The sequence below is a fragment of the Brevundimonas sp. UBA7534 genome (assembly GCF_002479325.1).
Taxonomy (GTDB): Bacteria; Pseudomonadota; Alphaproteobacteria; order Caulobacterales; family Caulobacteraceae; genus Brevundimonas.
In genome coordinates this window covers 36,057-46,398 of record NZ_DLMO01000075.1, presented here as the reverse complement: position 1 = coordinate 46,398, position 10,342 = coordinate 36,057, and the positions used below count along the sequence as shown (strand labels likewise).

At 69.2% G+C, this 10,342-nt stretch carries 8 protein-coding genes; 4 read left to right on the top strand and 4 right to left on the bottom strand.

Features of this window, described 5'->3' with window-relative positions:
* The 3 genes from xth to B2U11_RS05835 all read left to right on the top strand — a co-directional run.
* Window positions 1-690: exodeoxyribonuclease III (gene xth, locus B2U11_RS05845; protein WP_292070549.1), on the top strand; the 690-nt coding region annotated here is incomplete at its 5' end.
* A gap of 5 nt (window positions 691-695) precedes the next feature.
* Complete coding sequence (locus B2U11_RS05840) at window positions 696-1,211, top strand: hypothetical protein (RefSeq protein ID WP_288758923.1); 516 nt, start codon at window positions 696-698, stop codon at window positions 1,209-1,211.
* A 92-nt stretch (window positions 1,212-1,303) separates the two neighbouring features.
* The gene (locus B2U11_RS05835; protein ID WP_292070546.1) at window positions 1,304-2,206 is read left to right on the top strand and encodes a cobalamin biosynthesis protein CbiG; all 903 of its coding nucleotides are present in this window, start codon (window positions 1,304-1,306) and stop codon (window positions 2,204-2,206) included.
* A gap of 27 nt (window positions 2,207-2,233) precedes the next feature.
* On the opposite strand, the gene B2U11_RS05830 is transcribed toward B2U11_RS05835, so the two are convergent.
* From B2U11_RS05830 to B2U11_RS05820, 3 genes are read right to left on the bottom strand one after another with little or no spacing between them, the layout of a single operon-like run.
* Window positions 2,234-3,667 carry an efflux transporter outer membrane subunit gene (locus tag B2U11_RS05830; RefSeq protein ID WP_292070545.1) on the bottom strand — a complete coding sequence of 478 codons (1,434 nt, stop codon included), beginning with the start codon at window positions 3,665-3,667 and terminating at the stop codon, window positions 2,234-2,236.
* On the bottom strand, window positions 3,664-6,927 hold the full coding sequence (locus tag B2U11_RS05825) for an efflux RND transporter permease subunit (protein WP_292070544.1): 3,264 nt from the start codon (window positions 6,925-6,927) through the stop codon (window positions 3,664-3,666). The genes B2U11_RS05830 and B2U11_RS05825 overlap by 4 nt, the downstream gene beginning before the upstream one ends.
* Window positions 6,928-6,930: 3 nt before the next feature.
* The gene (locus B2U11_RS05820; RefSeq protein ID WP_292070543.1) at window positions 6,931-8,142 is read right to left on the bottom strand and encodes an efflux RND transporter periplasmic adaptor subunit; all 1,212 of its coding nucleotides are present in this window, start codon (window positions 8,140-8,142) and stop codon (window positions 6,931-6,933) included.
* Window positions 8,143-8,313: 171 nt separating this feature from the next.
* Between B2U11_RS05820 and B2U11_RS05815 the strand changes: the two genes are divergently transcribed.
* Window positions 8,314-8,883, top strand: coding sequence for a TetR/AcrR family transcriptional regulator (locus tag B2U11_RS05815; RefSeq protein ID WP_292070541.1), 570 nt, complete (start codon window positions 8,314-8,316; stop codon window positions 8,881-8,883).
* Window positions 8,884-8,952: 69 nt separating this feature from the next.
* Here B2U11_RS05815 and B2U11_RS05810 read toward each other — a convergent pair whose 3' ends face one another.
* The gene (locus tag B2U11_RS05810) at window positions 8,953-10,233 is read right to left on the bottom strand and encodes a sugar MFS transporter (protein WP_292070539.1); all 1,281 of its coding nucleotides are present in this window, start codon (window positions 10,231-10,233) and stop codon (window positions 8,953-8,955) included.
* Between the last annotated feature and the right edge of the window lie 109 nt (window positions 10,234-10,342).

Below are 10,342 nucleotides of genomic sequence, written 5' to 3'. Positions count from 1 at the left end.
CAGGAGATCAAGTGCGTGGACGAGAAGTTCCCGCGCGAGGCGTTCGAAAGCCTGGGCTACAATGTCGAGACACACGGTCAGAAATCCTACAACGGCGTCGCCCTGCTCTCGAAACATCCCCTTTCCGACATCCGGCGCGGCCTGCCGGGAGACGAGGCGGACGAGCAGGCGCGGTATCTGGAAGCCCTGATCGAAGCGCCCCGCCCAGTCCGGGTGGGGGCGATCTATCTGCCCAACGGCAATCCCATCGGGACCGAGAAGTTCGGCTACAAGCTGGCCTGGTTCGAGCGGCTGAACGCCCATGCGCGCGCCTTGATGGCGTATGAGGAACCGCTGGCGCTGTGCGGAGACTACAACGTCATCCCCACCCCCGAGGACGCCCGCAACCCCTCCGCCTGGACCGACGACGCCCTGTTCCAGCCCGAGAGCCGCCGCGCCTTTCGCGCCCTGAAGAACCTGGGCCTGTCGGATTCCCACGAGTTGGGCGACGAGCCGGCTGGGACCTACACCTTCTGGGACTATCAGGCGGGCGCCTGGCAGCGCGATCACGGCATCCGCATCGACTTCGCCCTGTTGTCTCCGCAGGCGGCGGACCGCTTTCGCGGCATCGAGACCCATCGCGACGCGCGCGACATGGAGAAGCCCAGCGACCACGTGCCGGTGGTGATCGACCTGGACCTGGAGGCCTGAGCGTCATGGCCGACGCCTTCCGGGTGGTCCTTCTGGTCGCCCTGGCGGCCGCGCTCCTGACGACGCTGGCCTTGGGCCTGTCCTGGTGGATGGAGCCGTCCCGGCGGATGCGGCGCGCCCTGCTCAAGGCGTTGGGCGCCGCCCCCGAGGTCGAGGCGATGGCGGTCGGCGAAGGCAAGGCCTGCGCCCTGAACTTCGACGTCGAACAGGTCGTAGTCCTGTGGGCCAACGGCGCCCACGGCCTGGCCTATCATTTCCAGGAGGTGGACGGGGGCGAGATCATCGTCGACGGCCATGTCGTCGCCCGGGTCCGCCGCGGCGAGGCGCGCAAGGCGCTGGACGTCATGGCGCCCGACGCCGAACAGGTGGTGCTGCGGCTGATGTTCGCCGACGCCCGGAGCCCGGAATTCGAACTGGCGCTGTGGGACGCCGCCCTGCCCGCCCCGACCGGATCGCCCGGTGAAGCCCTGCGGCTGGGCCGGCGTTGGCTGTCGCACCTGGAAGCGCTGCTGAAGGGTTGAGCGGCCGCGTTCGGGGGCTTTCGATCCCCGCGCGGGAGCGCTAGAAGCGACGGCTCGTTCCCCCTTTTTCGCATCCCCCGAAGGAGCCCGCCGTGGCCCGCCTTTTCGACGCCTACATCGTGGCCGACTGGACCGCCGCCGAGACCCGGAAGCTGGGCGACAACTCGCTGTGGATCGGGGTGGCCAAACGCGACGTGCGCTTTCGCCTCTATACGGAGACCCACAATGTGGCGACCCGCGCCGAGGGCGAGGCCCTGCTGAACAGCCTGCTGGCCGATCACCGCAAGCGCGGCGACCGGGTGCTGGTCGGCTTCGACTTCAACCTGGGCTATCCGGCGGGCACGGCCACGCGGCTGAAGCTGTCGGGAACGCCGTGGCAGGCGATGTGGAAGTTCATCGCCGCGAACGTGGTCGACAAGGCCGACAACACCAACAACCGCTATCAGGTAGCGGCCAAAATGAACCGGCTGATGACCGACGAAGCCTGGCCCCTGTGGGGCGCGCCGGCCAAGCAGGCGCAGCGCTGGCTGACCACGACCAAACCGCCACAGGGCACGGGCGACATCCCCGAGTTCCGCGCCGCCGAGGACGCGGCGCGCAAGGGCCGGCTCCAGCCCAAGAGCGTCTGGCAGATGCACGGCGCCGGCGCGGTCGGCGGCCAGACCCTGGTCGGCATCCCCGCCGTGCGCCGCCTGCTGGAAGCCCTGGGGCCGTCGGGCGCCGTCTGGCCCTTCGGCACGGGCTGGCGCGCCCTGACGCCCGACGACGTGGAGCCCCTGTCGGCCCTGGTGGTCGAGGTGTGGCCGTCGATGTTCGACGCCCGGCCGGCCGAAGGGGAATACAAGGACCAGGCTCAGGTCCGCGCCACGGCCGAGGCCCTGGCCCGTCTGGACGACGCGGGCGACCTGGCCGGCGCCTTCGCCCCGCCCAAGTCGGCCACGCCTGAACTGATCGAACGGGTGGAGCAGGAAGAAGGCTGGATCCTGGGCATCTGACGCCCGCCCAGCCTTCCTCGCGTGGCGTCAGACCTGCGGCGTCCAGCCGCCGGCCAGCGCCTTGAACAGGGCGATCTGATAGGTCGAAACCAGGGCGTCGGATTGCGCCAGCGCCGCCTCGGCCGCCGCCTGGGTGCGTTCGGCGTCCAGCACCAGCAGGAAGCTGTCCGCGCCCGCATTGAAGCGCTGGCGCGACAGGTCGGCCGCGCGGGCCGCCTGGTCGCGCGCCTCGGTCAGGGCCGCGCGGCGATCCAACTCGTTGGCGTAGTTGGACAGTGCGGTCTCGGTCTCCTGCAGCGCGCCCAGCACCGTCTGGTCGAAGGTCGCCAGGGCGGCGTCGGACAGGGCGCCGGCCTGCTGGATCCGCGCCCGCGCCGCGAAGACGTTGGGGAAGGACCAGCTGATCAGCGGGCCGAAGCTGAAGCGGAAGTTCTCGCTGTCGCCCAGGCCGTCCGAGTCCAGCGCCGTGGACCCGATGGAGCCCCCAAGGCTGATCGACGGGAACAGATCCGCGGTGGCCACATTTACCCGCGCCGCCGCCGCCGCCAGATCGGCTTCGGCCTGGCGCACGTCGGGTCGGCGGGCCAGCAGCTGGGCGCCGTCGCCGACCGGAATGGGCTGGCTGAGCTGGGGCGGCCGCGCGCAGGCGGCGGCCGCCTGGCTGGCCTCGCTCGGCGTCACGCCGGTCAGGGTGGCGAGGCGGAACAGGGCCTCGTTGCGGGCGGCGCGCAGGGTCGGCAGGGTCGCCGCCGTCTGGGCGACGGCCGCACGCGCGCTGGCGACGTCCAGACCGGTGCCGGCCCCGCCCTCCAGCAGGCGCTCGGTCAGGCGCAGCGTGTCGCGTTGCAGACCCAGGCTCTGTTCGGCGACCGCGATCTGGGCGTTGGCCGAACAGGTGTCGGCATAGGCCCGCGCCGTCTCGGCGGCGACCGTGACCTGCACGGTGGCGAAGGCGGCCTCGGCGGCTCGCACGTCGGCCCGCGCGGCGCGTATGGTCGATTCCACTCGGCCGAACAGGTCGATCTCGTAGGAGGCGTCCAGTCCGACGTCATAGGTGTCGATCTCGGGCGCGTCTTGGCCCGGAGGCAGGCCCTGGACCGTCGCAGCCGAGGCGCGGCTGCGCTGGTAGGCGGCGCTGGTCGAGGTCGTCGGCAGCCGTCCGGTGCGTGCTTCGGACAGCGAGGCCCGCACGGCGCGCAGATTGGCGAAGGCGGCTTCCAGCTGGTTGTTCTCGGCGAACGCCTGCTGGATCAGGCCGTCCAGCGTGGGGTCGTCGTACAGCCGCCACCAGTCGTCCCGCGCCTGGGCGGTCGACACGGCCGGATTGGCCGAGCCGATCAGGGCGCCCGTCCCCGCGACAGGCAGGTCGGCGACAGGCGCCTTCGGCCCGACCGCGCAGGCGGCGAGCAGGGCGCTGGCGGCTGCCGCGGTCAGGATGGTCTGGGTCTTGGATCGGATCATCGGATATCCCCTCCCAGGCCGGTCGCGGGCGCCGGCGCGTCGGGATCGGTCAGGTCGGAAGGTTGGTCGTAGCGGACCGGCTCTGCCTTCGGCGTCGGCTTGTGGGACGCCGGCAGCTTGCCCGACACCCACCGCATGACGACGTAGAAGACCGGGGTGAACAGCAGGCCGAAGAAGGTCACGCCCAGCATGCCGGAGAAGACCGACGTGCCCAGCGCCTGGCGCATTTCCGCACCCGGACCGGACGCCAGCATCAGGGGCACGACGCCCAGGATGAAGGCGAAGGACGTCATCAAGATCGGCCGCAGGCGGGTCTTGGCGGCGGACACGGCCGCATCGAAGCGGTTCATGCCCTCCTCCTCGGCCTGCTTGGCGAACTCCACGATCAGGATGGCGTTCTTGGCCGCCAGGGCGATCAGCACCACCAGGCCGATCTGGACCAGGATGTTGTTGTCCAGACCACGGATGTTGACCCCCAGCATGGCCGCCAGAAGACACATCGGCACGATCAGGATGACCGCCATCGGCAGGGTAAAGGCCTCGTACTGCGCCGCCAGCACCAGGAAGACGAACACCACCGCCATCATGAAGATGAGCGTCGCGCCCGACCCCGCCGCCTTCTGTTGCAGCGCCAGTTCGGTCCATTCGTAGGAGAAGCCCTGCGGCAGCGTCTGGCCGGCCATCTGCTCCATGACGTCCAGCGCCTGGCCGGACGACACGCCCGCCGCCGGCTGGCCCTGAAGCTCGGACGCCGGGAACAGGTTGTAGCGCACGATCCGCGACGGGCCGGAATCGTCCCTCAGATTGGCCACCGAGCCGATCGGCACCATGGCGCCGCTGTCGGAACGCGTCTTCAGGTTGGCGATGTCGGCGATGTCGTCGCGCGCCGTCGGCTCCGCCTGGGCCGTCACCCGGAAGGTGCGCCCCAGATAGTTGAAGTCGTTGACGTAGGACGAGCCCAGATAGACGCCCAGGGTGTCGAACACGGCCGACGGCTGCACACCCAGCATCAGGGCCTTGTCGCGGTCGACGTCGGCCTCGATCCGCGGCGAACCGGTGTTGTAGGTCGAGAAGACCTGGTTCACCTGATCCGGGGCCTGGGCTGCCGCGCCCATCATGGCGAAGGTCGCCCCCTCAAGCGCGCGATAGCCCGCGCCCGAGGTATCCTGGATCATCATCTTGAAGCCGTTGCCGTTGCCCAGACCCTGGACCGCGGGCGGCGCGATGACGAAGATGTTGGCGTCGGAGATCGATCCGGTGGCCTGGGTGATGGCGCCAGCCAGGGCCGTGGCCGCCTCCTCGCGAGAGCGCTCGGCGTGCGGCTTCAGGCGAACGAAGATGGTCGCCGCGTTCGAGCCGAAGCTGAAGCTGGACCCGTCCAGGCCCGCGAAGGCCACGGTGCCGTCCACGCCGTCGGTGCCCTGGATGATTTCCCGCGCGCGCATCATCACGTCTTGGGTCCGATCCAGCGAGGCGCCGGCGGGCAGTTGGATGACGCCGATCAGGAAGCCCTGGTCCTGCTCCGGGATGAAGCCGGTGGGGGTGTCCATCAGGCGCCAGGCCGTGACGCCCAGCAGGCCGACATAGACGATCAGCACGATGGTCACGGTGCGGACCAGGCGCGCGGTCAGGCGGCCATAACGATCGGACAGCCAGTCGAAGCCCTCGTTGAACTTCCGACCGCCCCAACCGACGTAATAGACGACCGAGCCCCACAGGCCGGGCTTGCGGCCATGCGTCTCGTGGTCCTTGTGCGGCTTCAGCAGCAGCGCGGCCATGGCCGGCGACAGCGTCAGCGACACGAACAGGGAGATCACCGACGCCGAGGCGATCACCACGGCGAACTGGCGATAGAAGATGCCGGGGATGCCGGGCACGAACATGGTCGGCACGAACACCGAAACCAGCACCAGGCCGATGGCGATCAGGGCGCCGGAGACCTCCTGCATCGAACGATAGGCGGCCTCCTTGGGCGACAGCCCTTCGCTGATGGCCCGCTCCACGTTCTCCACCACCACGATGGCGTCGTCGACGACGATGCCGACGGCCAGAACCAAGGCGAACAGGGACAGGGAGTTGATCGAATAGCCCAAGGCCAGCTGCACCGCGAAGGTGCCGACCAGGGCGATCGGGATGGCCACGATCGGGATGATGGCGGCGCGCCAGGTCTGCAGGAAGACCAGCACCACGATCACGACCAGGATCACGGCCTCGACCAGGGTGTGCTCCACCGACTCCACCGACGCGGCGACGAATTCGGTCGGGTTGTAGGGGACGGAGATGGACATGCCTTGCGGCAGTTCGGCCTTCACCGCATCGACCTCGGCCAGCACCCGCTCGGCGGTGCCCAGGGCGTTGGCGCCCGGCTGCTGCACGATGGCCAGGCCGACGCCGCGTTCGCCGTCGAAGAAGCCGCGGATGCCGTAGTCTTGAGCCCCCAGCTCGATCCGCGCCACGTCGCGCAGGTAGGTCACGCGACCTTGCGCGTCCGTCTTCAGGACGACGTTGGCGAATTCGTTGGGATCCGTCAGACGTCCCTGAACCTGCACCGGCAGCTGGAAGGCGGAAGCGTTGTTCGGGAAGGGCGGCTGGCCAATGGAGCCGGCCGCGGCCTGGACGTTCTGGGCGCGCAGGGCAGCGACGATGTCCGGTCCTGTCAGACCGCGCTCGGCCGCCTTGGCCGGGTCGATCCAGACCCGCATCGAATAGTTGCCGCCGCCGAACACCTGGACCGTGCCGACGCCTTCGATCCGCAACAGGCGGTCGCGCAGCGTCGAGTTGGCGTAGTTGCCGACATAGTCGTTGCTCAGCACCTCGCCAGGCGACGTCAGCCCCAGGATCATCAGGAAGCCGCTCTCGGCCTTGTTGACCGTGATGCCGGTCTGGCGCACCGCCTCGGGCAGCCTGGGCTCGGCCAGGGCCACGCGGTTCTGAACCAGCACCTGGGCGTCATCCAGATTGGTGCCCGGATTGAAGGTGACGGTGATCGCCACCGCCCCGTCCGAGGTCGAGGACGAGGAGATGTAGAGCATGTTCTCGACGCCGTTCACCTCCTGCTCGATAGGGGCGGCGACGGTTTCGGCCAGGGTCTCGGCCGAGGCGCCGGGATAGGCGGCGTTGATGGTGATCGTGGGCGGCGCGATCTCCGGATACTGCGACAGGGGCAGCAGCGGATAGGCGAACACGCCGATGATGGTGATCACCACCGACAGCACCATCGCGAAGATGGGCCGGTCGATGAAGAAACGGGAGATGTTCATGGATCAGTCGCCGCTGGAAAGGCTGTTGGCGAAGGAGGCGCTGGAGGCGGGCGCGGCCTGGGTCACGGGACCGGCGGGGTCCTGGTCCTGTTGCTGGACCGGCTGGATGCGGCCGTTTTGCGGGGTCACCTTGGAGCCCGGCTGGGCGGCGCGCTGCAGGCCCGAGATGATGACGCGGTCGGTCGGCGCAATGCCGGACTTGATCACGCGCAGCCCCTGGACCACCGGCCCCAGCTGGACCGCCTTGGGCGTGACCGAGCCGTCGGCGCCCACGACATAGACGGTGCGGCGCGACTGGTCGGTGTTGATCGCGGTGTCGGGAACCAGCAGGGCGTCATACCCCTCGCCGGCCGCGACCTGGGCACGACCGAACATCCCCGGACGCAGGAAACCGTCGGCGTTGGGAACGATGGCCCGCAGACGGATCACGCCCGAGGCCGTGTCGATCGAATTGTCCGAGAAATCCAGGCGGCCGGTGTGATTGTACTCGCCCTCGTCCTGCAGGCGGATGCGCACCGGCGCGCCCTGCTCGGAGCCGCCTTCACGCATGTACTTCAAAGCGATGGCCTCGGAGCCGTCGAACACGAAGTGGATCGGACCGCCCGAAACGATGGTGGTCAGCACGTCGCCCGCCGACGATCCGCCGGCGACCAGATTGCCGGGATCGACCCGGCGGTCGGACACCCGGCCCGACACCGGCGCGGTGACCCGCGTGTAGTCCAGGTTCAGCTGGGCCGTTCGCGTGGCGGCGTTCGCCGCCTCCAGATTGGCCTCCGCGGCCTGCACCGCCGCCTTGTTGGAATCATATTCGGCCTGCGAAACCGCCTGCGAGGCCAGCAGAGACTCGCTGCGGGCCAGGTTGGCGCGCGCCAGGCTCAGTTGCGACTGCGCCTGGGCGACCTGGGCGCGAGCCTGCGCCAGGGCGGCCTGGGCGGGGCGCGGGTCCAGCGTGAACAGCAGTTGGCCCTTCTGAACCATCTGGCCGTCGCGGAAGTGCACGCCCTGGATATAGCCGCCGACGCGCGCGCGCACGTCGACCGCCTCCACCGCCTCGAAGCGGCCGGTGAATTCGTCCCAATCCACCACCTGCTGACGCAGCGGCGTCGCCACCGTCACCGGAGGCGCCCCAGGCGCCTGGTCCTGCGCCTTAGGCGAACATCCATAAAGCGCGCCCGTCACCATAACGGACACGGCCGCGATCTTAAGCCCGCGCATCGGCGCATTCTCCCTGTCGGAGGTAAATCCCTGTCGAGCGGACACCGACCCGTGGGGAGCGGGCCGTGTCAACGCATGGTGACTTATTGGTCAGGGCCGGGACGCTTGTCAACAGGCGTTGACAAAGCCATATGTGATTTACGGTTATTGTTCCCAGGAGTTTCCACGCCCTTGTTGTGCCCCGGTCCCCGCCCGAGAAACGCCGCAGCGACGCGCACGGCCATTCTCGACGCCGCGCGCGAACGGTTCGCCGCCGAGAGCTATGACGACGTGGGCATGCGCGACATCGCCCGCGACGTCGGCGTCGACGCCGCCCTGATCAGCCGCTACTTCGGCTCCAAGGACGATCTCTTCCTGGCCGCGCTGGACAGCTGCGGCGACGGCAGCGCCCTGATGCAGGGCGACAAGGGCGATTTCGGCCGTCGCGTCGCCCATGAGATCGTGTTCGAGCCCAAGAAGGCGGAAAAGCTGAAGGGCATGTCCATCATGCTGCGGTCCATCGGCTCGGCGCGCGCCGCCGAAATGGTTCAGACCACCTGCACCGCGCGCTTCTTCGGCCCGTTGGAGGACTGGATCAGCGGGCCCGACGCCGCCGTGCGCGCGCGCCTGCTGGCCGGCACCATCATGGGAATGTCCATCAGCCGCGAACTGGGCGGCGGCAGCTTCGATCTGGACCCGGCCGAATGCGAGCGAATGCGCGACCGGCTGGCGGTCATTCTCCAGGGCCTGATCGACAACTGAAACCGTGGCGCAATTAGAAAAAGGGCGCGGACCCCGGCCCGCGCCCTTTGTCTTGCCTGGGTTCGGCGGTCAGTGCGGCGACGGCGCCTTGACCACATCGGCGTCGCGCACCTTGGTCCGCGCCGCCGCAATGGCGAAGATCGTCAAGCCGACATAGCCCAGCAACGGCACGATAAAGGCCGGCTGCAGCGCGCCGGCCGCGTCGGCGATGCGCGCCGCAACCTGGGGCAGCAGGGCGCCGCCGATGATGCCGAACACCAGCAGGCCCGACGTGGCCGAGGTCGGCGCCGTCGAACGCTCCAGCGTCAAGGTGAAGATGGTCGGGAACATGATGGAGTTGAACAGGCCGATCGACAGGGCCGCATAGGCCGCCGTCGGACCGCCCACCTGGCTGACAGTCAGGCACAGCAGCGCCGCCACCACGGTGCAGACCGCCAGCACGATCCCCGCCGGCACGCGCGTCAGCACGGCCGAACCGATGAAGCGGCCCACCATCGCCCCGCCCCAGTACAGGGCGACCATCTTGCCCGCCGTCTCGATCGGCGCGTTCAGCACGTCCGGGCTTTCCAGGAAGTTGGTCAGCATGCCGCCGATGGCGACCTCTGACCCGACGTACAAGAAGATGGCCAGGGCGCCGAACACCGCCCAGGGCGACGACAGCGCCTTCAGAGGCGACACGGCCTCCGTCGCGGCTGGCGCGGCGGCGTTGATCTTCTTGCGGGCGGTGAAGATGAAGACGGCGATCAGGGCGAAGAAGGCGCCCATGCCCAGGAAGGCCATGTCGATGCTGCGCAGCGACTGCGAGCGGGAGGCCGCCGTCACCACCGCGCCGGCGGCGAAGACGCCGCCGGTCAGCAGCACGTGCGACCCCAGCCACGGCCCGATCGTCGTGCCCAGCGAGTTGAAGGCCTGCGACAGGTTCAGCCGCATGTGCGACCCCTTGCGCGTGCCCAGCTCGGCCACCAGAGGATTGGCCGCGACCTGCAGCAGGGTCACGCCCGAGGCGATGACGAACAGCGCCAGCAGGACGCCCGGATACCAGTCGGCGGCCGTGGCCGCCGGCACGATCAGGCAGCCCGCGACCATGACGATCAGGGCGCCGATGATCGAGCGGCTGTAGCCCAGCTTGCCCAGCACCGATGCGGCCGGCAGCGACATCAGCCCGTAGGCGATGAACCAGGCGAAGGTGGTCAGGAAGGCTTCGGCGTTGTTCAGGTCGAACACCCGCTTCACCGCCGCGATCAGCGGGTCGATCAGCGAGGTGGCGAAGCCCCAGGCGAAGAACAGCGTGGTGACATAGGCGAAGGCCAGGCCCGCGCCCTTGGGGCGGGCGGCGTCTGTCGTGGTCATCGGAAGGGTCCCCCTGCAATGGATCGGCGCCGCGCCGATGCGCGCGGTTCTTGTCCCTCTGGTTCCGACATAGAAGCCAGGCCGTCCAGCCGAATCCGTGCGCTGTAAC

Excerpts from the sequence above, each read along its gene's own strand:
- B2U11_RS05840 (WP_288758923.1), top strand. The coding sequence starts at position 696 with ATGGCCGACGCCTTCCGGGTGGTCCTTCTGGTCGCCCTGGCGGCCGCG.
- B2U11_RS05830 (WP_292070545.1), bottom strand. The coding sequence starts at position 3,667 with ATGATCCGATCCAAGACCCAGACCATCCTGACCGCGGCAGCCGCCAGC.
- B2U11_RS05825 (WP_292070544.1), bottom strand. The coding sequence starts at position 6,927 with ATGAACATCTCCCGTTTCTTCATCGACCGGCCCATCTTCGCGATGGTG.
- B2U11_RS05820 (WP_292070543.1), bottom strand. The coding sequence starts at position 8,142 with ATGCGCGGGCTTAAGATCGCGGCCGTGTCCGTTATGGTGACGGGCGCG.
- B2U11_RS05810 (WP_292070539.1), bottom strand. The coding sequence starts at position 10,233 with ATGACCACGACAGACGCCGCCCGCCCCAAGGGCGCGGGCCTGGCCTTC.